The following is a 24178-nucleotide window of genomic DNA, read 5'->3' as shown; positions in this document are numbered from 1 at the left end:
CGTTTCTGTGGGCGGTGGTTCTTCCTCTCCTCCCTTTTTTGTCTTTGTCCCTGCCGCTCTCGGCACCGACGACGGGGCGGACGGCCGTCGTCGGGGGAGGACGGCCGCCCGGGTCACTTCGCGAGGAAGGCGAGCAGCGCGGTGTTGACCTCCTCGGCGTGGGTCCACAGCAGGCCGTGCGGCGCGCCCTCGATCTCCACGTACTCGGCGGACGGCAGCGCGCGGTGGAACGGCCGGGCGGTGTTCTCCACCGGCAGGATGCGGTCGCCGGTGCCGTGCAGGATCAGGGTGGGGACGTCGATGCGCGGGATGTCGGCGCGGAAGTCGGTGTACCAGGTGGTCGGGGCGGCCGAGGCGGCGAAGGAGCCGCCGCTCGCGGCGACGTTCCAGCTGTTGCGGACGGCCTCCTCGCTGATCCGGCTGCCGAGGTTCTCGTCCAGGTTGTAGAAGTCCTGGTAGAAGGCGGTGTAGTAGGCGTACCGGTCGGCCTTCACGGCGGCGACGATGCCGTCGAAGAAGTCCTTCGGGGCGACGCCGTCCGGGTTGTCGTCGGTCTTGAGCAGGCAGGGCTCCAGGGAGGCGAGGAAGGCGACCTTGGCGACACGGGCGGAGCCGTACTTGGACACGTAGCGGGCGACCTCGCCGGTGCCCATCGAGAAGCCGACCAGCACGGCGTCGTGCAGGTCGAGGGTCTCCAGCACGGTGTTGAGGTCCGCGGCGAAGGTGTCGTAGTCGTAGCCGGTGATCGGCTGCGAGGACTGACCGAAGCCGCGCCGGTCGTACGTGATGACCCGGTAGCCGGCGTCCAGCAGTGCGGCGCTCTGCCGCTCCCAGGAGTGTCCGCTCAGCGGGAACCCGTGGATCAGGACGACCGGCTGCCCGGTGCCGTGGTCCTCGTAGTAGAGGTCGATGGAGGTGGAGTTCTCCTGGCCAACGGTGATGAACGGCATGGTTCTTCCTATCTCTCGGACAGCGGGTGGCTGCGATGGGGCTCACGCTAGGGGCGGCCGTCGCCGGCTTGTTGCCTCGGAGAGCACCCGGTGTCGCCCGAGAGTGCTCCGGTTGCCCGGCGACTCACCCGGGCCCAACTCCCGTGCGGGTGCACGGAAGGAACGCAGGCGGTGCGCCGTCGGAACAGGCCGGGGGCCCGCGCGTTCCTAGCCTGATCCCCGAACAGCCCAGCCATTCCCAGGAGCACCATGAACAGCCAGCCACACCTCCACCAACACGGCGCGGAGATCCAGGAGTTCGGCACCGTCACTCAGTTGCCGATCGCGCTCTCCCACGACGCCCGGCAGTACTCGTGCCAGCGGCTCAACCGGGTCCTCGCGGACACCCAGTTCCTGTACTCGCTGTACAAGAAGTGCCACTGGGGCATGCGCGGGCCGACCGCCTACCAGCTGCACCTGCTCTTCGACAAGCACGCCCAGGAGCAGCTGGAGCTGGTCGACGCGCTCGCCGAACGGGTGCAGACGCTCGGTGGCGTCGCCGTGGGGGACCCCCGGCACGCCGCGCTGATCACCGGGGTGCCGCGCCCGCCGGACGGCGTGGAGGACGTGCACTCGATGCTCTCGCGCCTGCTCGACGCCCACGAGAGCATCCTCGCCGACGTCCGCGACGCCGCCACCCGCACGGCGGAGCTCGGGGACGACGGTACCCAGGACCTCCTGGTCTCCCAGATCATCCGCACCGGCGAGACCCAGGTCTGGTTCCTCGCCGAACACCTGGTCGTCACCCCCGAGACCGGGGCGTGACCGCGGGCCGGGACCGTTCGTCGGCGATCCCGGCCCGCTCAGTGCCGGGTCCGTTCGTCGGCGGCCCCGGCACTTCTTCGTGCCGTCCACCGACTCCGGGGGCGCGGACTCCGCAGGCCGTGGACGAAACGCGATTCGGCTGTGCTCGTACCCGGTCCTCGGGTACGAGCACAGCCGAATCGCGTCCCGCCGTCAGATCGATCCGGGCGGTCGGACGGGCCACCGACTACAGGGTCCGGCGCACACCCGCATGCCGTTCCAGCCGGTTCAGCTGATCGGCCAGTCCCGCGTGCATGGCGTCCCGCGCGGGACCGCTGCGTCCGATCCACAGGGCCTCCCTGCCTCGGAGCTCCTCCAGCATCAGGGCGTAGGCGGCGTACATCGCGACCGCCGCGAGGAGCATGCCGAGCACCCCGGCGGCGTGGCCCAGCCAGGCCGCGCCCGAGAGGCCGTAGACGCCGGCGACGAAGTAGCGCGGTACGGCGATCAGCAGGAGCAGCCACAGCACCTTCTTCGGCTTGGCCACCGATGCCATCAGCGCGGCGAAGACCGTGAACGCCAGGTTCATCACACCGAGCACCTGCGCCCCGCCGTGGGCGTCCGCCGACGTGACCAGGCCGTTGGCCAGCCAGGCGCCGGCGAATCCGCCCATCAGCGTCGCCGCGATGACGTCACGGGCGCCGAACGCAAGGATGCTGACCAGTAGTTGGAGCACGAAGGCGGAGAAGACCGTGAGCGCCACGGCCTGCCGGTTCGCACCGTCGATCAGGCCGAGTTGCAGGCTACTGATCACAACGGAGGAGATGGCCACCGTGAAGAAGCCCAGGGGCATCGGCGAGGCGATGGGCCGCAGGGTGATCCGTGTCATCGCGTGCGGGTGCGGCTCGGCTCCGGTACCGGCCACCGGATCCGTGCCCGTGGGCGTCTCGATCCCGGCCACTGTCGGGTCCGGCTCGCCCAGCCGCTCGCCCTCTCTCGTTGCCGCCACCATCATTTCGCTCCTTGCTCTCGGTACTTCGTGTCCTCGGGACGACCGCCGGCAGGACGGCCGTCCGCTTGCTCTGCGACTTCCGCTGCGACTTCTTCCTCAGCCGCGCCAGGCCTCCAGCAGGCGCAGCCAGACCTCGCTGATGGTCGGGTAGGCGGGTACCGCGTGCCAGAGCCGGCTGAGCGGCACCTCGGCGGTGACGGCGACGGTCGCCGAGTGCAGCAGCTCCGCGACCCCGGATCCGACGAAGGTGGCCCCCACCACGGTTTCCCGGTCCAGATCGATGACGGCCCGTGCCCGGCCGCGGTATCCGTCGGCGTGCAGCGAGGCCCCCGCCACGTCGGCGATGTCGTAGTCGACGGCCCGCGCCCGCAGGCCCCGTGCGGACGCGTCGGCGAGGGTGAGGCCGACCGAGGCGACCTCCGGGTCTGTGAAGACCACCTGGGGCACGGCCGTCCGGTCGGCGGTCGCGACGCTGCGCCCCCAGGGCGCGAGGTCGAGTTCACGGCCGGCCGCCCGGTCGGCGATCACCGCGCCGAAGACCCGGCCCTGGTACTTGCCCTGATGGGTCAGCAGCGCGCGGCGGTTGACGTCGCCGGCCGCGTAGAGCCAGCCGCCGGCCACGCCCACGGCCAGCCCGGTGTCGTCCACCTCGATCCATCCGCCGGGCTCCAGCCCGACCGTCTCCAGCCCCAGATCGCCGGTCGCGGGCCGCCGTCCGGTGGCGAACAGCACCTCGTCGGCCCGCAGTTCGCCGTGCTCGCCGAGGTCCAGGACGACCTCGCCGCCCCGGGCCAGGCCGGTCACCGACGCCCCGAACCGCAGCTCGACCCCGGACTCCCGAAGCGCCTCGGCCACCAGCTGACCGGCGAAGGGCTCCAGTCGCGGCAGGAGGGCCTGTTCCCGGACCAGCAGGGTCACCCGGCTGCCCAGCGCGCTCCAGGCCGTGGCCATCTCCACGGCGACGACGCCGCCGCCGACGACGGCCAGCCGGCCGGGGGCCTCGGGCGCGCTGGTCGCCTCGCGACTGGTCCACACACCCGTGTGCTCGATGCCCGGCAGGTCGGGCAGGGCTGCACCGGTGCCGGTACAGACGGCCACGGCGTGACGTGCGGTCAGGATGCGGCGGCCCCCGCCGGGGACGTCCACCACGACCCGTCGCTCGCCGTCCAGCCGGCCGTGCCCGCGGACCAGCGTGATTCCGGCGGACTCCAGCCAGGCCACCTGGCCGTCGTCCCGCCACAGCGAGGCGAAGTCGTCCCGGCGCCGCAGCACCGCGTCGGCATCCAGCCCGTCCCCGACCGCCGCCCGCGCACCGGGCAGCCGCTGCGCCTCCCGCAGTGCGGCCGGCGGCCGGAGCAGCGCCTTGCTCGGCATGCACGCCCAGTACGAGCACTCGCCGCCCACGAGCTCGCGTTCGACGATCGCCACGCTCAGGCCGCCGGCCCGCGCGCGATCGGCGAGGTTCTCCCCGGTCGGACCGGCACCCAGCACCACGAGGTCGAACTCGTCGGTTCCGCTCATCTCTTCGCCCGTTCCCTCACGCCATCTGATGGTCATGCACCGGCAGGCCTGCGTTGGGCAGGTCCGGCCCCTGAACGACGCTAGGCAGCCCGACCGGGTCGGCGTGTTCTCTGCGTGCTCGGCGCTGTCCCCAAGAGGCACGGAGTGTCGTCCGAGTGCCGGCCCACCCGGCGGCACCTTCGTTCGTCGCTAGGTTGGCCGTCGACGGGAGCCGTGCGATGCCAGGGGGACAAATGTTGATTCTTAAACTATGCTCCTGGTGTCGCCATGATCCGGCCGTCAACGATCAGGTGCCGCCCATTCCCGAGGCGGTCGACCACACCCTGCAGGAGGAACGATGGAGCAGCTCGTCAGCGACAACGCCGACAAGTCCCGGTTCGAGATCCATGACGGCAGCGAACTCGCCGGCTTCGCCGAGTACCACCGCTCCGGCGACGAGATCGCCTTCATCCACACCGAGATCGACCCGCGCTTCGAGGGTCGGGGACTGGGCGGCAAGCTGGCGCGCGCCGCGCTGGACGCGGCGCGCGAGCAGGGGCTCGCCGTGCTGCCCTACTGCCCCTTCATCCGCGGGTGGATCACCAAGCACCCCGAGTACGCCGATCTGGTCCCCGCCTCCCACCGTGCCCGGTTCGGCCTCTGAGCCGCCGCACGCCGGCGTGGCTGCTCCGGCGGGCGCACGCCGGCCCGGACCCGGCTCATTCCCGGGCCGGCACGGCGTGCGTCACGACCGGCTCGCTCGGCACGAACTTCCGGGCCGTGCGCTCGAATTCGCGGTCGATCCCGGTGTAGCGCACGTGGTGCTGAGCACAGTGCTCCGCCCACGAGGTCACCGTGAAGACCTCGATGAACCGGTCCGGCTCGGCTGCGTCCCGGTACAGGCCCCAGCTGATGGCGCCGGTCCGACGCCGGGAGGCCTCGACGCCACCCATTGCGCGGACGAAGGCCGAGGCGTCCGCGCCGGCGACCCGGTAGGTGACGGTGACCAGGACCGGGCCGTCCTGCGGGGCCGGCTCGACGGTCAGCCGTGGTTCGGGCCAGGTGTCGGACAGTGACGGATCGACCCGGCCGTCCAGCAACGGAAGCCGGCGCAGGGAGACCACACCCAGTACGAGCAGCGCGGCCGAGGTGGTCAGAGCGGCGGTGAGTCCGGTGTACTGGGCCAGCTGCCCCCACACCAGCGCGCCCAGGGCGTTGCCGCCTTGGAAGACGAGCAGGTAGAAGGCGACCGCCCGCGCTCTGACCCAGTTGGGGAGTTCGAGCTGCAAGGCGGCGCTGAGGGTGGAGAGTCCCCAGATCCAGGCCGCGCCCGCCAGCGCGAGGACCGAACCGGCCAGGACGGCGTCCGTGGAGACGGCGACGACGACGAGCGTGCCCGCCGTCAGCGTGCCGGCCAGCGCCAGCATGCTCGTCGCCCTCAGACGGGCGCCCAGCCATGGCAGCGCGCTCGCGCCCAGGACCGCCCCCAGCCCCACCGCGGCGAGCAGGGCGCCATACCCCGAGGGGCCAAGCCTCAAACGCTGTACGGCGATGACCGGAAGCAGCGCCCACAGGGCGGCCGCTCCGGGCACGAACAACGCGCTGCGCAGCAGGATCCGCCGAACCCCCGGCGCGCTGCGCACGTAGCGCCCGCCGGCGCGCAGTGCCGCGAGTGCGTGCTCGCGCTCCTGGCCGCGGCCCGGCGTCGCGCCGACGGGGCGCCAGGACAGCAGGACCAGCACGATGCCGAGGAACGAGACGGCATTGAACGCGAAGGTCCAGCCGACGCCGGCGGCCGCGACCAGGGCACCACCGAGCGCGGGCCCGAGCGCACGGGCCACGTTCATGTTCACCGCCCCGAGCGCCGAGGCCTGCCGCAGTTGCTCGCGCGGCACCAGACTCGGCTGGAGCGCCTGCCAGGCCGGACCGTTCAGCGCGGTCAGACAGCCGAGCAGGAAGATGAGGAGCAACAGCGACCACGATCCGAGGACGCCGAGCAGCGCGAGCGCGGCGAGCACGGCGGCGACCGCGGCCATGGCAGCCTGCATCCCGAGCAGTAGCCTGCGGCGGTCCACCAGATCCGCGAGGACGCCGGCCGGCAGGGCGAGGAGCAGCACGGGCAGCCCGGCCGCGACCTGGACCAACGAGACCAGTGCGGCCCCGTGGCCGACCAGCAGCCACTGTGCCCCGACGGTCTGCATCCAGCCGCCCACGTTCGAGACGAACTGGGCCAGCCACAGCGCGCGGAACACCTTCTCCCGCAGCGGGGTCCAGGCGGACCCGCCGGAATCCGCGACGGTACTCGACTTCATCGACCTTCCCTGGGTGACGAATGGGCGCGGGCCCCGGGGCAGGTAAGCTGCCCCGGGGCCCACGCGATCGGGAGTTGTCCGCGGTCAGGCCCGGTGCAGGGCGAGCCGTGTGGCCAGGCCGCCGCCCACGCCGGCGACCACCGCCACCGGCAGCCACCACAGCGGCCAGTGCGCCAGGCCGAGGGCGCCGTCCAGCGACCACTGGCCGGGGCCGGTGGCGGCCAGCACCGCACCGATGACGATCAGCACGAGGGGGTACTCGTACCCGTCGTGCTGCACCCACAGCCCGTGCGGCCACTTGACGGTGAGGGCGACGGTCATCACGCCCATCACACCCGCGCCGGCCAGCGGAGTGAGCAGGCCGAGCGCCAGCATCAGTCCGGCCCCGATCTGGGTGCCGCCCGCGGCGAGCGCGGTGAGCCTCCCGCCGCGGAAGCCGTCGCCGCGGAACTCGGCGGTACCACCCGCCAGTCCGCTGCCGCCCAGGCGGAAGCTGACCTTCTGGACGCCGTGGCCCGCGATCAGCAGGCCGGCGACCACCCGCAGCAGGAGAAGGCCCGTGTTCATGATGGACTCCGGTCGAGTTCGGTCGCGGCCCGTCAGCCGGCGGCGTGCGGGTTGACCATGGCCTGGGCGTAGACGACGCCCATGCCGTAGGCGCCGCCGTGCTCCTTGACCAGGTCCGTCACCGCGACATAGGTCTCGGTCCGGGCCCAGTCGCGCTGGAGCTCCAGCAGCACCTGGAGCCAGGTGACCGGCACCGCGCCGGCCGCGGTCATCCGCTGCAGGGCGTGCTCGTGCGCCCGCGGGCTCACACCGCCCGACGCGTCCGCGACCACGTACACCTCGTAGCCCTGCTCCAGCGCCGACAGCGCCGGCAGGACCAGGCAGACCTCGGTCCACAGGCCCGACAGGATGATCTTGCTGCGGCCGGTCGCCTTGACCGCCTCGACCAGCGCCTCGTCCTCCCAGGCGTTCATGCTGGTCCGGTCGACGATCCCGTGATCGGGGAAGACCGCCTTCAGCTGCGGGAGGATCGGCCCGGAGAAGGACTCCGCCGCCACGGTGGAGAGCACCACCGGTACGTCGAAGATCTTCGCGGCCTTCGCCAGGCCGACGGTCGAATTGATGATGGAGGTGCGGTCACCGCTGCCGGTGCCGAAGAACATCTGCGGCTGGTGGTCGACGAACAGCATCATCGCGTTGTCCGGGGTGAGCAGATCGGGGCTCGGGGCGGCGTGGACCGTGGCGAAGTCGACCATGGTTCTTCTCCATTCGGGGAGTTGACGGGAACGCAGGCGCCTGGCTGGGCCATCAGGGCGCCACGTTCGACGACGCTAATGCGCGCCGGCCCGACGCGGCTGCTCGCTGCGCGCCCGGGACTGTTCCCAGACTGCACTGACAGCGCACCCCCAGGTCAGCCGCACGCGCCGTGCGCTGCGAGGCAACCGACGATGCGCTGCGAAGGCACTCCGGGCACCGCGGGCTGCCTAGGTTCGCCGGGGCGGCTCCACCGGGCCGCCCGGTCAGCGGAAAGGCGGCACCCCTTGCAGTTCGGGATATTCAGCGTCGGCGACGTGACGGTCGACCCCACCACGGGACGGGCGCCGTCCGAGCGCGAGCGCATCAAGGCGATCCTGGCCATCGCGCTCAAGGCCGAGGAGGTCGGACTCGACGTCTTCGCCACCGGCGAGCACCACAACCCACCGTTCGTGCCGTCCTCGCCCACCACCATGCTCGGCTGGATCGCCGCGCGGACCGAGCGGATCGTCCTCTCCACCGCGACCACCCTGATCACCACCAACGACCCGGTGAAGATCGCCGAGGACTACGCGATGCTGCAGCACGTCGCTGACGGCCGGGTCGACCTGATGCTCGGGCGCGGCAACACCGGCCCGGTCTACCCCTGGTTCGGCCAGGACATCCGCCAGGGCCTCCCGCTCGCGGTGGAGAACTACGCGCTGCTGCACCGGCTGTGGCGCGAGGACGTGGTGGACTGGGAGGGCCGCTTCCGCACCCCGCTGCAGTCCTTCACCGCCACCCCGCGCCCGCTGGACGGCATACCGCCCTTCGTCTGGCACGGCTCGATCCGCTCCCCGGAGATCGCCGAGCAGGCCGCCTACTACGGCGACGGCTTCTTCCACAACAACATCTTCTGGCCGCAGGAGCACACCCGGCGGATGGTCGAGCTCTACCGCACCCGCTTCGCCCACCACGGCCACGGGACGCCCGAGCAGGCGATCGTCGGGCTCGGCGGGCAGGTCTTCATGCGCCACAACTCCCAGGACGCGGTCCGCGAGTTCCGTCCGTACTTCGACAACGCACCGGTCTACGGCCACGGGCCCTCACTGGAGGAGTTCACGGAGCAGACGCCGCTGACCGTGGGCAGCCCCCAGCAGGTCATCGAACGCACCCTGGGTTTCCGCGAGGTGGTCGGGGACTACCAGCGCCAGCTGTTCCTGATGGACCACGCCGGGCTGCCGCTGAAGACCGTGCTGGAGCAGCTCGACATCCTCGGCGAGGAGGTGGTGCCCGTGCTCCGCAAGGAGTTCGCCGCCGGCCGGCCTGAGACCGTGCCCGACGCACCCACCCACGCCACGCTCCGGGACCGCGTCCCCACCGCCTCCTGACCCCGACGGAGCCGCATCATGGAAACGACCTCGCCGATCACCCTGGCCGTGGTCTCGGCCGGACTGAGCCAGCCCTCGTCCACCCGCCTGCTAGCCGACCGGCTCGCCGACGCCACCACCGCGCACCTCACCCGGGCCGGCCGTGAAGTCCGGGTACACCTACACGAGTTGCGCCCGCTGGCCACCCTCATCTCGCACCACCTGCTCTCCGGCTTCCCCGCGCCCGCGCTGGCCGGCGCGCTGGAGGAGGTGAGCACGGCCGACGCGCTGATCGCCGTGTCGCCGGTCTTCTCGGCCTCCTACAGCGGCCTGTTCAAGTCGTTCTTCGACCTGCTCGAACCCGGAGCGCTGGCGGGCAAGCCGGTGCTGATCGCCGCGACGGGCGGCACCGCGCGCCACTCCCTGGCACTCGAGCACGCGATGCGCCCGCTCTTCGCCTACCAGCGCGCGCTCGTCGCCCCGACCGCCGTCTTCGCGGCCTCCGAGGACTGGGGCGGTACCGGCGACGCGCTCACCGACACCCTGCCGGTGCGGGTCGAGCGAGCCGGGGGAGAACTCGCGGCGCTGGCCGTCGCGGCCGTGGCGGCTCCGCGGCCCGCCGACAGCCCCGCGCTGCCGTTCATCCCACCCGCTGCGCTCAGCCCCCACTGATCCGGCGCGCACCTCGACCGCGCACGCCAACCCGTCAGCTGCCGTCGCCCGAAAGGAACTCCGTTGTCCAGCATGCCCGTCGCCGGCATCCGCCCCGGCACCCCGGACCAGCCCGCCGACCTGGTCATCCGCAACGCCAAGGTGCACACCAACGACCCGGGCCGTCCCCAGGTGACCGCCCTGGCCGTCCGGGACGGACTGATCCAGGCGGTCGGTGACGACGCGGACATCGTCCCACTGGTCGGCCCGGACACCCGGGTCGTTGACGCGCTCGGCCGCCGGGCCGTCCCGGGACTCAACGACGCGCACCTGCACGTCATCCGCGGCGGTCTCAACTACGTGCTGGAGCTGCGCTGGGACGGCGTGCCGACGCTGCGCCAGGCACTCGCCATGCTCCGGGTCCAGGCGGAGCGCACCCCGCCCGGCCAGTGGGTGCGGGTGGTCGGCGGCTGGTCCGCCGACCAGTTCGCCGAACGGCGGCTGCCCACCCTGGACGAACTCAACGCCGCGGCACCCGACACCCCCGTCTTCGTGCTGCACCTCTACCAGTCGGCGCTGCTCAACCGGGCCGCGCTCCGGGCAGCCGGCTTCACCCGGGACACCCCGGACCCGGTCGGCGGCCAGATCGTCCGCGCCCACGACGGCGAACCGACCGGCCTGCTGATCGCCGCCCCGGGCGCGCTGCTGCTCTACTCCACCCTGGCCAAGGCGCCGATGCTGGACGAGGCGGACCGGGCCGGCTCCACCCGGCACTTCCTGCGCGAGCTGAACCGCTTCGGTCTCACCTCGGCGATCGACGCCGCCGGCGGCTTCCAGAGCTTCCCTGAGAACTACGGCACCGTCATGGACCTGGCCCGGCAGGGACAGTTGACCTTGCGGATCGCCTACCACCTCTTCCCGCAGACCGCGGGGCAGGAACTGGACGACCTCACCCGCTGGGTCAGCACCGTGCGCCCCGGCGACGGCGACGCCTGGCTGCGCCTCAACGGAGCGGGGGAGAACCTCACCTGGGCGGCGGCCGACTTCGAGAACTTCACCGAGCCGCGGCCGCACCTGGGCGCCTACGAAACCGAGTTCGAGAAGGCCGTGCGCCTGCTGATGGAAAACGGTTGGGGCTTCAGGCTGCACGCCACGTACGACGAGACCATCCGCCGCGACCTCGCCGTCTTCGAGAAACTGGCCGCCGAGGGTCTGTTCCCGCACGGCAACCGCTGGCTCTTCGACCACGCGGAGACGGTGAGCCCGGACAGTCTCGACCGGATCGCGGCCCTGGGCGGCGCCGTCTCCGTGCAGAACCGCCTCTCCTTCCAGGGCGAGGCCTTTGTCTCCCGCTACGGTGCCCCCGCCGCCGCCGAGGCACCGCCGCTGCGCGCCATGCTGAGCCGCGGCCTCACCGTCGCGGCGGGCACCGACGCCACCCGGGTCTCCTCCTACAACCCCTGGGTCGCCCTGCACTGGCTGGTCTCCGGCCGCGCGGTCAGCGGGCGGCGGCTCGCGGCCGACCACAACCGGCTCAGCCGCGAGCAGGCCCTGGAGCTCTACACCCTGGGCGGTGCCCGGCTCACCGGCGAGGAGGATGTCAAGGGCCGTCTGACCGTGGGCAGTTACGCGGACCTCGCGATCCTCAGTGCGGACTACTTCACCGTGCCCGAGCCGGACATCCCGCACATCGAGTCCGTGCTCACCGTGGTCGGCGGCCGGATCGTCCACGGCGCCCAGGAGCACCAGGGGCTGGCCCCCGACCTGCCCGCTGTGACGCCGTCGTGGAGCCCGGTCACGCGGTTCGGCGGCTACCACGCCACCCCCGCACCCGGCCTCGCCGGCTTCCACCAGGCCGAGCGGGTGGCACAGGCCGCGGCGGCCTCCGACGAGCAGCGCGCCTGGCGGGAGGCCCGCGGTCTCGCCCTCCCGGGTCAGGGCGCGGCGCCGCTGGACCCGTGCTTCTTCTGACGATGCGGCAACTCGGAGAGGAGGCGTCATGACCACGCCCGCAAGCGATCCCCGCACCGCCCCGCCACAGCTCCCCGGGCCACAGGTCCACGACCGCCATCCGCTGGCGCTGGCCCTGTTCGCCCTCACCGCGGTCAGCGGCCTGATCGACGCGGTGAGCTACCTCGGCCTCGGCCACGTCTTCACGGCGAACATGACCGGCAACGTCGTCGTCATCGCCTTCGCCCTGGCCGGAGCCCCCGGGTTCTCCGTCGCGGGCTCGCTGACCTCCCTCGCCGCCTTCCTCGCCGGCGCGGTCCTGGCCGGCCGCCTCGCGGGGCGGCACACCACCACGCGGCGCGGCCGATGGCTGCGCGCGGCCCTGGTCCTGGAGGTCTCGCTGCACGGTGCGGCCGCCGTCGTCGCCTTCGCCTGGAGCGCGGACGGATCCGCGCGGTACGCCGTGATCGCCCTGGTGGCGGTAGCGATGGGCATCCGCAACGGCACCGTGCGCGGCCTCGGCGTGCCGGACCTCACCACCACGGTGCTCACCCTCACCCTGACCGGCCTGGCGGCCGACTCCCGCCTGGCCGGTGGCACCGCGCCGCGCCAGCGGCGCAGGATCCTCGCGGTCGCCACCATGCTGGCCGGCGCCGTGCCGGGCGCGGTCCTGGTGCTGCACGGGCAGATCGCCTGGGCGCTGGTGGCCAGCGCGGTGCTGGCCGGCGCCACGGTGCTGCTCTACCGGGAGTGATCCACCCGGCATGCGCCGATCCGCGGAGCATTCCGCGCCCCTGACCCCCGCACCAGCCCGTTCCGCGTCCCCTCCGGAGACCCCATGGCCTCACCGGCTGCCATAGAACTGTCCCGGTGGCAGTTCGCCATCACGGCGATCTTCCACATGTCCTTCCCGGCCCTCACGGTCGGCCTCTCCGTGCTGCTCGCCGTCGTGCAGACCGCCTACGTGCGCACGGGCAACCCGCTCTACCAGCAGATCTTCCGCTTCTGGAAGAAGATCTTCGCGGTCGGCTTCGGCCTCGGCGTCGTCGCGGGCACTGTGATGACCTTCGAGTTCGGCCTCAACTGGGGTGTCTTCGCCCACGCGGTCGGACCCGTCATCGGGGTCACCATCGGCATGGAGGTCATCACGGCCTTCTTCCTGGAGGCCGGCTTCATCGGCGTCATGCTCTACGGAGAGGGCCGGGTCAAGCCGCGCACCATGGCCTTCGCGTCCTGGATGGTTGCCTTCGGCACCCTGCTGTCCACCACCTGGATCCTGTCCGCCAACAGCTGGATGCAGGACCCGGCCGGCTACACCGAGACGGCCGGCCAGTTCCACCCGGGCGACTGGACCGAGATCCTGCTCAACCCGGCCTTCACCTACCGCTTCCCGCACATGCTGCTGGCCGTGCTGATCAGCGCGAGTTGGTTCGTCGGCGGCATCTCCGCCTGGTACCTGGTCAAGCAGCGCCGGGCCGCGCTGCCGTTCGCCCGCCGCTGCCTGTCCATCGCCCTCGGCGTACTCGCCGTCCTGATGCCGATCCAGCTGTACGTCGGCGATGCCACCGCCGTCTTCATGGCTCAGCACCAGCCCGCGAAACTGCAGGCGTTCGAGGGGAACTGGCGCACCGACAACAACGGATACAACGTGGTCGTCGTCCCCGACACCGGCCAGGGCAAGGACGACCTGCGCATCACCATCCCGCACCTGGGCGCGGTGATCGGCCACGACCTCACCGGCAAGGCCGAGGTACCCGGCCTGCTGCAGACCCCACCCGACCAGCGGCCCAACATGTGGAGCGCTTTCTACGGCTTCCGCGCGATGTACTTCACCGCCCTGGCGATGTTCGCCACCGCCCTCGCGGGGCTGGTGCTGCGCCTGCGCAGGCGTCTTTTCGACTCCCGTCGCTTCCTGCGCTGGATGGTCTGGATGACACCGGCCGGCGTCATCGCCATCACCGGTGGCTGGATCACCGCCGAGACGGGGCGGCAGCCCTGGGTGGTCTACGGCAAGCTGCGCACCTCCGACGCGCTCTCGCACCTGACCACCGCGCAGGCCGCGACCACGCTGACCGCCTTCGTGCTCCTCTATTCGACGCTGCTGGTCATCTGGGTCCGCTACATCGTCCGGACGGTCAAGGCCGGTCCCGAGGCGCCCGCGGACGTCGCCGCGCAGCCCACCTTCGGAACGGAGGCCCCCGTTGCTTGAGTACGCCACCTACGCGCTCGTCCTGCTCTCGCTCGGCATGTACGTCGTCCTGGACGGCTACGACCTGGGCGTCGGCATGCTCAGCCTGTTCGCCAAGGGGGAGGGGCGGCGCGAGTACGGCGAGCTGATCGCCACCGCCTGGGACGCCAACGAGAGCTGGCTCGTGCTGGCCGGTGTCGCCCTGTGGGCCGGGCTGCCCGGCGTATACGCGACCGTGCTGCCGGGGGTCTACCTGCCGCTGATCGGCATGCTGCTCTCGATCATCCTGCGCGGTATGGGGCTGGAGTTCCAGAGCGCCGCCGACGGCTACCGGCGCGGCTGGGCCCTGCTGTTCGGCGTGTCCTCGGTCGCGGCGACCCTCTGCCAGGGCCTGGTGCTCGGCGGCGTGCTCTCCGGACTGGAGCAGCGTGACGGGTCGTTCAGCGGCGGCGCCTTCGACTGGCTCACCCCCTACAGCGTGCTGTGCGCGCTGGGTCTGGTGGTGCTCTACCTGCTGGCCGGCGCCGCCTGGCTGCAGGACAAGACCGAAGGTGCCACCCGCGAGCGGGCGGGCCGGGCCGGGCGCCCGCTGCTGGTGGGAACGACCGTGGCCGCGCTGATCCTCGGGTTCGGCCTGGAGGTCGCCGATCCGCAGAAGTTCAGGTTCGACGAGCCCGTGCGCGCGACGCTGTACTGGATCGCGGTCGCCGGTGCGGTGGCCGCGGGTGCGGTGGCCTGGCACGGCTTCGGGCGGCGGCCGGACTGGCGGCCCTTCGCGGGTGTGGTCGCGGCCCAGGTCTGCGGTCTGCTGGCGCTGGTGGCCGCGACTGCGCCGGTGGTCGTACCTCCTGGGCTGACGCTGCACCAGGCGTCCAGCCCGTCCAGCTCGCAGACCTTCCTCGTGGTCGGCGTGGGGCTGTGCATGCCGGTGGTGTTCGCCTACAACGCGTACGCCTGGTGGGCCTTCCGCGGCAAGTTCACGCAGGCTCCCGAGGCGCCGCTCGCCCCGCTCCGGGTGCGCGCGAGGGAATCCCGCCAAGTCCGGCCCGAGCCGGGTGGCTTCGTGGTCGTCGTCCGGCGCGCGCTGCTCACCGTGCTGGGCGTCGGGCTGGCGGCCGTGTCCCAGGACGTCTTCGGCGGCGTCGCCGACTGGATCGACCCCGTGGGCATCGCCCTCCTCTCGGTGACGGCCCTGGTCGCCTGGATCCTCGGCGACCGGCGGGACCAGGGGGACGGGGTCTTCGATCTCGACCCGGACGACGCGGACTCCGCCGGGGCCGAGACATGAGCGAGCGAGTAATTGAAGGGTGCGCGTGGGCGAGTGCTCCTGCCGAGCGGAGCGAGGTGGGCGCATGAGCGCCTCGGCCGCCCTGCTGACCGAGCTCGGCGACGAGCGGGCCCGGGGCCGGGACGACGAGGTGTCGGCCCGGCTGCACGTGTGGGCCGAGCCCGGCCGCAGGGAGTTGCGGCGGGCGGGCCTGCTGCGCGGGCTGGCCCCACTGGGCACCGTGCTCTGGGCGGCGGGTCTGGCCTGGGCCGCGCAGCGCGGGCTCACCGGCCAGCACGGCGGACGGCTCCCGGTGCAGGTCCTGCCCGGCGCCGGGCTTGTGCTGGCCGGTCTGGCGGTCCGGTCGGTGCTGCTGTCCACCGCCGACGCGGCTGCCGCGCGCGGCGCCCGCCGGGTGCGCGCGGCCCTGCGCGAGCGTCTGCTCGCCGCAGCTCTGCCGGCGCACGGCCCCGCCCGCCCCGGCATCGGTGACGCCGCCCTCGCCGAGTCCCTGACCGGCGAGGTCGCCCGGCTGACCGAGTGGCTCACCGAGTACGTCCCCGCCCGCACCACGATGCTGCTGGGCAGCGGCCTGACGCTGGCCGCCATCGCGCTCCGCAGCTGGTTCGTGGCACTGATCCTGGTCGCCGCCACCCCGCTGCTGCCCGCCAACCTCAAGGTCATCGGCCTCGGCACGCAGGCCGCCGTCCACGCGCAGCTCACGGCGGTGCGCGGCCACAGCGCACGCCTGCTCGACCAGCTGCGCGGCCTGCCCACCCTGATCGGACTGAGTGCCCGGGAGACCGCCGGTCTTGCGCTGCGCGAGGACGACGAGGAACTGGCCCACCGCACGCAGACGGTGCTGCGGGTCGCCTTCCTCTCCACCGCCTGGATCGAGCTGCTGATCACCGGGACCCTCGCCGTGGTGGCGACCTACTGCGGGCTGGCGCTGCTCGACTACCTCCAGCTGCCGTTGGTGCCAGGCCGGATGAGCCTGGCCACCGCGCTCTTCGTGCTGGTGCTCACCCCCGCCTACTTCGCCCCCGCCCGGGACCTGGCCCGCGGCTACCACGCCCGCGCCGAGGCCCGCGCCGCGGCGGAACTGATCGACGAGGTCCTCGGCAGCGCCGGCAGTGGGGGCGTGGCACCGGCCCGGCCCGCGCCGGACCGGCGCACCGGCGACGCGGTCGGCGTGCGGTTGGATCGGGTGACGGTGCGTCATCCCGATCGGGAGGACTTGGCGCTGGACGACGTGAGTCTCGACCTCACCCCCGGCGCCTTCCTCGCCGTCACCGGGCCCAGCGGCGCGGGCAAGTCGACCCTGCTCGCCGTCGCCGCGGGCCTGGCCGAACCCGCCGCCGGAACCGTCGCCCACGAGCGGGAAGGCACCCGGCAGCCGCCGTCACCCGGCGCGGTCGCCTGGGTCGGCCAGCCCGCGCACCTGCTGCCCGGCACCGTCCGCGAGAACCTGCTGCTGGCTCGGCCGGACGCCAGCGACGCGGAACTCGCCGCCGCCTTCCGCACGCTCGGCTTCGGCGACCTGCTCGCCGACCTGCCGGGCGGGCTGGACACCCCGCTCGGCGAGCGGGGCAGCGGGCTTTCCTCCGGCCAGTCCCAGCAACTCTCCCTGGTGCGGGCCCTGCTGCGGGACGCACCGCTGCTCTGCCTGGACGAGCCCACGGCCCACCTCGACCCGGTGGCGGAGGCCCGCGTGGTGGCGGCCCTGCGCACACTGACGCGCGGCCGGAGCGTGCTGCTCGCCACCCACAGCCCCGCACTGCTCCCACTCGCGGACCGGACGATCCGCCTGGACCGGGGAAGGACGCGATGAACGCCTGGAAACTGCTGCGCCACTCCATGCCCCTGCGCGACCTGGCCGTCGGCATCACGCTGGCCGCAGCGGCGGAGCTGAGCGCAGCAGCCCTGTTGGGTCTGTCCGGCTGGTTCCTGACGACCTGTGCGCTGGTGACACTGCTGGCCAACACGACCTGGTCGTGGATGTACCCGTCGGGGACGGTCCGCGCCCTCGCCCTGCTGCGCACCTCGCTGCGCTACCTCGAACGGCTGGTCAGCCACCGGGTCGTCCTCGCCACGACCGTGACCCTGCGCGGCCGCCTGGTCAGGGGCGCGGGCGAACTGAGCGCGCGCGAGCTCCGCGCCCAACGCGACGGAACCCTGCTCGCTCGCCTGACCACCGATGTGGAGACGGTGGCGGGCCTGCCCGCCCAGGTCGTCGCGCCACTCGCCGGCTGCGCCGTCACCGCGGTGCTGGTGGAGGCGCTGCTGCTGCGGGCGAGCCCGACACTCGGCGCGGCCGAGCTCGGCGTGTTCGCGGGCGGCACCTGGTGGGCGATCCGCACCGGCCGCAGGGCCCGACGACACCTCGCGAGCGCCGCCGCTGCCCGGGTCGGCGCACGGACGGACCTGATCGCCGCCCGGGCCGCCTTCAACGAACTACGCTGCCTGGACGCGATGCCACAGGCCCGAGGTGTCGTCGCGACGGCGCTGGAGCGCGAGGAGGCGGCTGCCGCCGCCGCGGCAGCCGAGCAGCGCACGGGCCGCCTGGGCCTGCGGCTGCTCGCCGCCCTCGGCCAGGGCCTCGCCCTGCTGCTCGCGCTGTGGGCAGGTGCTTGGGCGCAGCCGGTGGCCGACGCCGTCGGCGAGGTGCTGCTGCTCGCGGCGGTGTGGGAGCTGCTGGAGCGCCTTCCGCAGCTGCTCCAGGAGCTGGCCGGCGCCCAGGACGCGGCCGCGCGTCTCGGCCCGCTCACCGCGACCGCCACCGACCGGCAGCGGCCCGCGCCGACGCGGGGCAGCCCGGTGCTCACCGTGGCGGACCTGCCCACTGCCAACGGTGGGCGGCCACTCTCGTTCACCGTCCGTGCTCCCCGGCTGGTCGTCGTCACTGGCCCCAACGGCAGCGGGAAGTCCACCCTCCTCGGTCAGCTGGCCGGACGGGTGCCGACCACTGCCGGCCAGGTGCGGCTGGGCACCGCCCCCGTCGCGGACCTCCCCGCCGAGGCCGTCGCCGATGTGCTCACCCTGGTCGAGGCCGACGACTGGCTCGCCGACACGACCGTTTCGGCCAACCTGTGCCTGGCCGCACCACTCGCGGACCCGGAGCAGTTGCGCGGCGCGCTAGCGACGGTCGGTCTCGGTGCCCTGCGCCTGGACACCCCGGTCGGCCCCGCCGGCCGCGCCCTGTCCCAAGGACAGCGGCGGCGCCTCGCCGTCGCCCGCGCCATCCTGCGCCGGCCGCGCATCCTGCTGCTCGACGAACCCACCGCCGGACTCGACCGGCCGACCGCCGAGGCGCTGCTGCGCGAGCTACGCCGGGCGCTGCCCGACTCAGCCCTGGTCCTCGCCCTGCAGGGCCAGGATCTCGCGCTGCTCCCGTGGTGCCCGGACGTCACCGTCGACCTGACCGGTGCGACGGCTTCTCAGCCGGCCTGCGGCACCGGGGGATTCCCGCGCGGAGTGAGGGTCGTCCCGGGCAGGACGGGGGCGGGGAGGCGGTCTCCGGGGTAGCCCGTGACGCTGCCGAAGCGGTCGGATCCGTTCTGCCACGCCTCCCGGGCCTCGACGATGTCCTGGTGGCTGCGGCCGATGAAGTTCCACCACATCACGATCCGCTCCTCGAAGGGCGGGCCGCCGAGCAGGACCATCCGGGCCGGGGCGTCGCCGGTGTTGGTGAGGGTCAGCGTGGTGGCCCCGGGGCCGAGGTAGCCGAGTTCGGCCGGGCGCAGCGGCGTGCCCGCCATTCGGACGTCCCCGTGGTCGACGAGCAGGCCGTGCTCGAAGGCGGGGTCGACGGCGAGGGTGGTGGTCGCGTGCGGCCGGAGCGTGAGCTCGGCGCCGAGCAGCGGGGTGAACGTGGGGACGGGCGAGGTGTCGCCGGCGAGGGAGCCGAGGAAGACCCGCGCCTCGCCGCCGTCCAGCGGGACGGGGTGCGGTACGTGGTGCCGGAAGTCGCGCTCGGCGTGTCGGTGCTGTTCGGGCAGCGCCACCCACAGCTGGACGCCGTGCAGGATCGTGGTGGCGGGGGTCGAGACCTCCGAGTGGCTGATGCCGTGGCCGCCGGTCATGAGGTTCAGCTCGCCGGGGCGGACGAGGGCGTGGACGCCGAGGCTGTCGCGGTGCTCGATCTCGCCGCTGAACAGCCAGCTCGCCGTCTGCAGTCCGGTGTGGGGGTGCGGGGCGACGTCCATCCCGCCGCTTTCGGCGACGTCGTCGGGCCCGTAGTGGTCGACGAAGCACCAGGCACCGATCAGCGTCCGGGCCCGCTGTGGCAGCGTGCGCCGGACCGTCATCGCCCGCGGCCCGCCCAGCGGCACGTCCCGCGCGGGCAGCACCTCCACCCGGGGGCCGGCCTTCCGGTCCGGGGCTTCGCCGCGCGGCTCGACGGGATCGGTCTCGGTGGTGGTCATGGTGGGTCCCCTCGTCGGCTCTTCAAGAATGTTTTATTTTCAACTATTATGCCATGATGCAGTGCCGCCCGACAGTGATCCGCCAGAGGAGCTTCCGTGAGTGACGCGACAGCGACGGATGTGACCGTGACCCCGAGGCGCCTTCGGGTGTTCATCGACAAGCAGAGTCCCGCCACCTACCGCGCGATGCGCGCGACGGCCGAATCCGCCCGTGCGGGCGCGGCGGATGCCGGGCTGGACCGCAAGCTCGTGGAACTGGTCAACATGCGCGTCTCCCAGATCAACGGCTGCGCCTACTGCCTCAACGTGCACACCAGGGCTGCCCTGCAGGAGGGCGATACCGCCCAGCGCCTGGGCACCCTCCCGGCCTGGCGCGACACCGAGCTGTTCGCCCCTCGGGAGCGCGCCGCCCTCGCCCTGGCGGAGGCGACCACCAACCCGGCGGACGCGGCCCTGCAGGAGGACGCCTACCGCGCCGCCCGCGAGGTCCTGACGGACACCCAGAAGCACGGTAGATCATGATGCTGCCTGTCCGTCGTCCACGGGAAGAGCGCAGGTGCGTGCGGTGCGACCGTAGATGGTCCGTGACCGATGATCAAGCGCACGACCTGGACGGATGGTTTATCGGCACCCGCAGTGTCCGTCACGCCCGAGTGCGCCAGTCGTAGCAGTGCGGTCGATCGTCATGCCGCGGAGCCCGCCGGCCTTGCCAGAGCGCAGACCCGACTGACGGGGTCGGTGCCTGTCCACCCTCGCACAGTGCCCCTCGCCAGGGCGGATGATGTTCTCGGCAAGGGCAAGGGCAAGGGCAAGGGCAAGGGCGAACAGGTCCGGGCTCGGGTTCGCTGAGCTGGTCGGCGTAGTGCTCGGCGCCGCGGTGCGGGAACGGGGCGGCCTGGTCCGGGGTCCAGCAGGTGCGTTCATCGGCGGGGCTTGGGCGGGACGTAGCGCTTGGGCGTTTTCGCCCAAGCGACCTGCAGCTCTCTGTGGCTGATCCGCGAAACCGGTCTCTCGGGCCGGACGGATCGGGTTCCCGGCAGACGGTAGCGGTGCGTTGAGATGGCATGTACGCTGCGTGTCGCTGGTTGAACAGTACGCGGGCCCGGTTGCCGCTCCGTGGGGGGAGCCGCGTCCAGGCCCGGCCGCCGACCAGGGGTCCGGTTGTGCTCGTTGGGGAGTCTCAGCCGGACCCGCCGGCGGCGGTATCGACGGTATGCCCGGACGGACAGGGCTCCAGTCGTGACAACTGTCCAACAGGGCGGCGGTTCCAGACTCGTTCGTCCAATGGTCGTCCGTGCGACAGGTTGCCGTTGCGGACTTTCAGCCAGGTGCCGCACGACCACTGATGGAGCCCGTACCGGCCGTGCAACCGGCTGCTGGCCGAAGGGCAGGCCAACGCCTTCAGGCTCGGCCTGGAGTTCCACGACGATTCCGAGCGCGTTTTGCCGGCCGACTCAGTGGCCCGGGCGACCCGCCGTCACCGCACGGAGTGCGAGCGGTGTCGCAAGCCGGCCCCGTGCGCGATGGTCCGCTCGGTCGCGACCCGCTTCTCAGCCCACCCGCAGTACGCGCCGCTCTGGGACCCGAACCGACCCTCGCGACTGGGCGGCTTCGCAGCGGCTTATCGGCGCTCAGCCGCTTCCGCTACGCCGGCGGCCCGATGACGGACGATGCCGTTTTCCCGTCGTCGGGCCGGCTCGGCGGCGTCAGTCACGGGTTCTTCCCGGTCCAGTGGGCCGGCGGCCCGGAATCGGCAGAACCACAGGTCGCACCGTATGTCGGTGGCGTCGTGGTTTCACGAGGCGGTGAGCGTGCCCAGGGCGTCCTGGGCGCAGGCGGTGGCGGCGGCTTCCGCGGTGGTGGGCGGGACGTCTTTTCAGGGTGTACCCGGAGCGGGTGAGCGCTTCATAGCGGATGGTGATGAGCGCGTTGCGCTGGAGCACTACGAGGTCGACGTGGCCGAACCCGCTCATGGTGGTGTAGAGCAGGGTCGCTGCTTGGAGCGCGGCTACTGCGGGGAGGCGGTCTTGGCCCGTGGTGGGAGGCGGAGGGTGAAGCGGGCGCCGCCGTGTGGGCTGGTGCCGACGTCGAGGGTGCCGCCGTGGGCGTGGGCGACCCAGGAAGCGATGGACAGTCCGAGGCCGGTGGAGCCGGAACCGCTGTGGAAGCGCTGGAAGAGCGAGTCGGCCAGGGCCGGGGGTATTCCGGGGCCGGCGTCGTCGACGGTCACGGTTGCGTCGGCGGCGACGGTGAGTTCGACTTCCGCCGGCCGGCCCGGGGCGTGGCCGTGGCGGAGCGCGTTGCCGAGGAGGTTGGCCACCGCCCGCCGGATCAGGTCGGGATCGGCGTCCACGACGACCGGTTCGGTGCGTACGGTCACACGGTGCTCGCCGGTCTCGGTGTCGTCGACGACCACCTCGACGAGTTGGTCGAGGCGCAGTGGCTGGCGGGCCAGAGTGCCGACGCCGGCCATCAGCCGGGCCCGGGTGAGCAGGCCGTCGATCAGGTCGCCCATCCGGGTCGCCAGGCGAACGGTCCGTTCCAGTGCGGCGGCGCGGTGGGCGTCGTCGCGCAGCGCGGTCTCCGCGAGGCTGCGCAGCGAGGCGGTGGGGGTGCGCAGGTCGTGGGCGGCGTCGGCGAGGAACTCCTCCTGCTGCTGCAGTGCCGTCAGGGCCGGCCGGATCGCCCTTCCGGAGAGCAGGTGCCCGGCCACGGCGGACAGGGCTACCAGGACCGCGCAGCCTGTCACCAGCAGCAGTGCCAGCTTGCGGTGCTCGGCCTGGCCACTGGTGGTGTCGCCGACTGCGACCACCGCGCCGGCCGTCGATTGGCCGCCTGCCGCTGTGTAGGGCTGGGCGAGCAGCCAGATCTGGTGGCCGTTCGCGCTGCGCGCCTCGACCTCGGTGGCCGATCCGTCCCGCATCGCTGTGGCAGCGACCGCTTCGAGGTCTTCGGCGCTGGCTCGTACGCAGGGTTGGTGCGGGGTGTAGGCGATGGTGGGCCGGTCGGCCGTACCGGTCACCACTGTCACCGGCGGGCACTCGGTCTCCACGGCGTCCAGCAGACTCTGCGCCTCGAATCGGCCGTCGTCGTCGAAGCTCAGATACGGGATTGCCTGGCTGGCCTGGAGGTTGAGCGTGTCGTCGAGCTCGCTGCGCCAGGAGTTGTCGTCGGTGCGGATGGCGAACGCCGCCAGGGCGATCAGTCCGACCGCGCTGGTCAGGGCGAACAGTGCCGTGAGCCGCCAGCGCAGCCGCCGGATCCGGGCCGCGGCCGTCATCGCCGGCCGCTGTCGCCGACGCAGGCGCAGGCGCCGGGCCGCGGCGCTCATCGCCGGCTGCCGGCGGTGGGTGGTGCCAGCCGGTAGCCGATCCCGCGGACCGTGTGGATCAACGGTGGATCGCCGAGCTTGCGGCGCAGCTGGGAGACCAGGACCTCGACGACGTTGGAGTTCGGTTCGGCCATCTCGTCCCAGCACTTCTCTATGAGGTCGGCGCGGGGTACGGCCTGGTCCGCCCGGGTCGCGAGCAGTTCCAGCACGGCGAACTCCTTGCGGGTCAGGCCGAGCAGCACGCCGCTGCGGTGCACCTGGCGGCGGGCGGTGTCGATCTCCAGGTCGGCGAAGCGCTGCACGGGGGGCCGGAGGGTCGTCGCGCGTCGGCACAGGCTGTGCACCCGGGCCGCCAGCTCGGGCACCGCGAACGGTTTGACCAGGTAGTCGTCGCCGCCGACGGCGAACCCCTCGACCCGGTCGGCGACCGTGTCGCGGGCGGTGAGGAACAGCACCGGGACGGTGTGCCCGGCGCGGCGCAGTCCATGGACGAAGTCGACGGCGTCCCCGGATGGCAGCATCCGGTCGAACACCGCGCAGTCGTACTCGGTGACGAACAGCGCCTCGTCGGCGGCCGGCAGATCGGCGGCCTCGTCGACGGCCAGGCCCTCGCCGCGCAGTGCCGCGGCTACCGCGAACCGCAGGTCAGCGTCGTCTTCGACCACCAGTACTCGCACGGCGGTCAGGATAGCCCGGTCCGGCGTCCGGCCTTGAGGCGGACCTCATCAAATCCTCAGCCTTCCTCAGGAATCCTCCAGTGACGTGACGGCGGAATCGAACAGGAGGGGCCCGGACAGTGCGGTGGTCGGTCCGAGAGATTGGTGAGCGCGGCGGTGTGCGGCGACGCGGGACACCCCCGGGCGTGGGCCCCGATCGCGCCCCGGGGACTGGCCGGGCCCGGCTGACGTCCTCGCTCCGGCTGCGGTGGGCCGCCGGGGTGCTGGCACTGCTGACCGTCGCGGGCGCGGCGTCGGACGTGGGCGGCCTGGACCAGCGGGGAGTGGTGGTCCAGCAGGTCCGCCGGGCGGCCAACGCCCTGGGCCTCTCACAGGCGTCCGATGCCGCGGGTTTGACGCGCTGGTGCAAGGAGGCCCGAGAACGCCGCGGGTACCGGGGCGGCCACGTGCTCGACGCTACTGGCCCGCACGCCCGTGCCTTGCGTGCCGCGAAACAGCTCTGACCAAAACCGACGGAGTAGTCC

21 protein-coding genes are annotated in these 24178 nt (G+C 72.7%); 12 read left to right on the top strand and 9 right to left on the bottom strand.

From position 1 onward, the window contains the following. Nucleotides 1-113 precede the first annotated feature (113 nt). The gene (locus ACFQ87_RS09235) at nt 114-950 is read right to left on the bottom strand and encodes an alpha/beta fold hydrolase (protein ID WP_380609991.1); all 837 of its coding nucleotides are present in this window, start codon (nt 948-950) and stop codon (nt 114-116) included. A 249-nt stretch (nt 951-1199) separates the two neighbouring features. Here ACFQ87_RS09235 and ACFQ87_RS09230 point away from each other — a divergent pair, with 249 nt between their 5' ends. Next, the gene (locus ACFQ87_RS09230) at nt 1200-1754 is read left to right on the top strand and encodes a Dps family protein (RefSeq protein ID WP_380609990.1); all 555 of its coding nucleotides are present in this window, start codon (nt 1200-1202) and stop codon (nt 1752-1754) included. A gap of 226 nt (nt 1755-1980) precedes the next feature. Here ACFQ87_RS09230 and ACFQ87_RS09225 read toward each other — a convergent pair whose 3' ends face one another. Both ACFQ87_RS09225 and ACFQ87_RS09220 read right to left on the bottom strand, forming a co-directional pair. Next, nucleotides 1981-2742, bottom strand: coding sequence for a GPR1/FUN34/YaaH family transporter (locus ACFQ87_RS09225; protein ID WP_380609989.1), 762 nt, complete (start codon nt 2740-2742; stop codon nt 1981-1983). 99 nt (nt 2743-2841) lie between these two features. Beyond that, on the bottom strand, nt 2842-4266 hold the full coding sequence (locus ACFQ87_RS09220; protein WP_380609988.1) for a dihydrolipoyl dehydrogenase family protein: 1425 nt from the start codon (nt 4264-4266) through the stop codon (nt 2842-2844). 337 nt (nt 4267-4603) lie between these two features. On the opposite strand from ACFQ87_RS09220, the gene ACFQ87_RS09215 reads away from it, so the two are divergent. Beyond that, nucleotides 4604-4909, top strand: coding sequence for a GNAT family N-acetyltransferase (locus ACFQ87_RS09215; RefSeq protein WP_380609987.1), 306 nt, complete (start codon nt 4604-4606; stop codon nt 4907-4909). Between the two features lie 55 nt (nt 4910-4964). On the opposite strand, the gene ACFQ87_RS09210 is transcribed toward ACFQ87_RS09215, so the two are convergent. The 3 genes from ACFQ87_RS09210 to ACFQ87_RS09200 all read right to left on the bottom strand — a co-directional run bounded on the left by ACFQ87_RS09210 (nt 4965) and on the right by ACFQ87_RS09200 (nt 7819). Continuing rightward, on the bottom strand, nt 4965-6557 hold the full coding sequence (locus ACFQ87_RS09210) for an MFS transporter (protein WP_380609986.1): 1593 nt from the start codon (nt 6555-6557) through the stop codon (nt 4965-4967). An 84-nt stretch (nt 6558-6641) separates the two neighbouring features. Then, nucleotides 6642-7124 (bottom strand): DoxX family protein, encoded by a 483-nt coding sequence (locus ACFQ87_RS09205; RefSeq protein ID WP_380609985.1) that lies wholly within the window; start codon nt 7122-7124, stop codon nt 6642-6644. Between the two features lie 32 nt (nt 7125-7156). Then, nucleotides 7157-7819: a hydrolase gene (locus ACFQ87_RS09200; RefSeq protein ID WP_380609984.1), complete on the bottom strand. Its 663-nt coding sequence runs from the start codon at nt 7817-7819 to the stop codon at nt 7157-7159. A gap of 285 nt (nt 7820-8104) precedes the next feature. Between ACFQ87_RS09200 and ACFQ87_RS09195 the strand changes: the two genes are divergently transcribed. The 8 genes from ACFQ87_RS09195 to ACFQ87_RS09160 all read left to right on the top strand — a co-directional run bounded on the left by ACFQ87_RS09195 (nt 8105) and on the right by ACFQ87_RS09160 (nt 18747). Continuing rightward, nucleotides 8105-9187: an LLM class flavin-dependent oxidoreductase gene (locus ACFQ87_RS09195; RefSeq protein ID WP_380609983.1), complete on the top strand. Its 1083-nt coding sequence runs from the start codon at nt 8105-8107 to the stop codon at nt 9185-9187. An 18-nt stretch (nt 9188-9205) separates the two neighbouring features. After that, the gene (locus tag ACFQ87_RS09190; protein ID WP_380609982.1) at nt 9206-9838 is read left to right on the top strand and encodes an FMN reductase; all 633 of its coding nucleotides are present in this window, start codon (nt 9206-9208) and stop codon (nt 9836-9838) included. A gap of 72 nt (nt 9839-9910) precedes the next feature. Further along, a complete protein-coding gene (locus ACFQ87_RS09185; protein ID WP_380610149.1) occupies nt 9911-11788 on the top strand; it encodes an amidohydrolase in 1878 nt (625 codons plus the stop codon). A gap of 28 nt (nt 11789-11816) precedes the next feature. Next, nucleotides 11817-12521, top strand: a complete 705-nt coding sequence (locus ACFQ87_RS09180) for a YoaK family protein (protein ID WP_380609981.1) — start codon at nt 11817-11819, stop codon at nt 12519-12521. Nucleotides 12522-12605: 84 nt separating this feature from the next. Continuing rightward, on the top strand, nt 12606-13976 hold the full coding sequence (locus ACFQ87_RS09175) for a cytochrome ubiquinol oxidase subunit I (protein WP_380609980.1): 1371 nt from the start codon (nt 12606-12608) through the stop codon (nt 13974-13976). Further along, nucleotides 13969-15243 carry a cytochrome d ubiquinol oxidase subunit II gene (locus ACFQ87_RS09170; protein ID WP_380609979.1) on the top strand — a complete coding sequence of 425 codons (1275 nt, stop codon included), beginning with the start codon at nt 13969-13971 and terminating at the stop codon, nt 15241-15243. The genes ACFQ87_RS09175 and ACFQ87_RS09170 overlap by 8 nt, the downstream gene beginning before the upstream one ends. A 64-nt stretch (nt 15244-15307) precedes the next feature. Continuing rightward, nucleotides 15308-17053 (top strand): ABC transporter ATP-binding protein/permease, encoded by a 1746-nt coding sequence (locus tag ACFQ87_RS09165; RefSeq protein WP_380609977.1) that lies wholly within the window; start codon nt 15308-15310, stop codon nt 17051-17053. Further along, nucleotides 17050-18747, top strand: a complete 1698-nt coding sequence (locus ACFQ87_RS09160) for an ATP-binding cassette domain-containing protein (protein ID WP_380609976.1) — start codon at nt 17050-17052, stop codon at nt 18745-18747. Before ACFQ87_RS09165 ends, ACFQ87_RS09160 begins: the two co-directional genes overlap by 4 nt. Here the strand turns inward: ACFQ87_RS09160 and ACFQ87_RS09155 are convergent. Continuing rightward, entirely contained in the window at nt 18660-19646 is a 987-nt protein-coding gene (locus ACFQ87_RS09155) for a pirin family protein (RefSeq protein WP_380609975.1), read from the bottom strand. The genes ACFQ87_RS09160 and ACFQ87_RS09155 overlap by 88 nt on opposite strands. Nucleotides 19647-19742: 96 nt before the next feature. Here ACFQ87_RS09155 and ACFQ87_RS09150 point away from each other — a divergent pair, with 96 nt between their 5' ends. Further along, nucleotides 19743-20168 carry a carboxymuconolactone decarboxylase family protein gene (locus ACFQ87_RS09150; RefSeq protein WP_380609973.1) on the top strand — a complete coding sequence of 142 codons (426 nt, stop codon included), beginning with the start codon at nt 19743-19745 and terminating at the stop codon, nt 20166-20168. A gap of 1486 nt (nt 20169-21654) precedes the next feature. On the opposite strand, the gene ACFQ87_RS09145 is transcribed toward ACFQ87_RS09150, so the two are convergent. Together ACFQ87_RS09145 and ACFQ87_RS09140 are read right to left on the bottom strand one after the other, a co-directional pair. Further along, nucleotides 21655-22977 carry a sensor histidine kinase gene (locus tag ACFQ87_RS09145; protein WP_380609972.1) on the bottom strand — a complete coding sequence of 441 codons (1323 nt, stop codon included), beginning with the start codon at nt 22975-22977 and terminating at the stop codon, nt 21655-21657. Further along, nucleotides 22974-23654, bottom strand: coding sequence for a response regulator transcription factor (locus ACFQ87_RS09140; RefSeq protein ID WP_380609971.1), 681 nt, complete (start codon nt 23652-23654; stop codon nt 22974-22976). The genes ACFQ87_RS09145 and ACFQ87_RS09140 overlap by 4 nt, the downstream gene beginning before the upstream one ends. Nucleotides 23655-23839: 185 nt before the next feature. Here ACFQ87_RS09140 and ACFQ87_RS09135 point away from each other — a divergent pair, with 185 nt between their 5' ends. Next, nucleotides 23840-24157: a hypothetical protein gene (locus tag ACFQ87_RS09135; protein WP_380609970.1), complete on the top strand. Its 318-nt coding sequence runs from the start codon at nt 23840-23842 to the stop codon at nt 24155-24157. Nucleotides 24158-24178 lie beyond the last annotated feature (21 nt).

Source organism: Kitasatospora sp. NPDC056531 (assembly GCF_042794375.1).
Classification (GTDB): Bacteria; Actinomycetota; Actinomycetes; order Streptomycetales; family Streptomycetaceae; genus Kitasatospora.
Note: the sequence above shows the minus strand (reverse complement) of the source record. Positions and strands in the feature narration are given on the sequence as shown.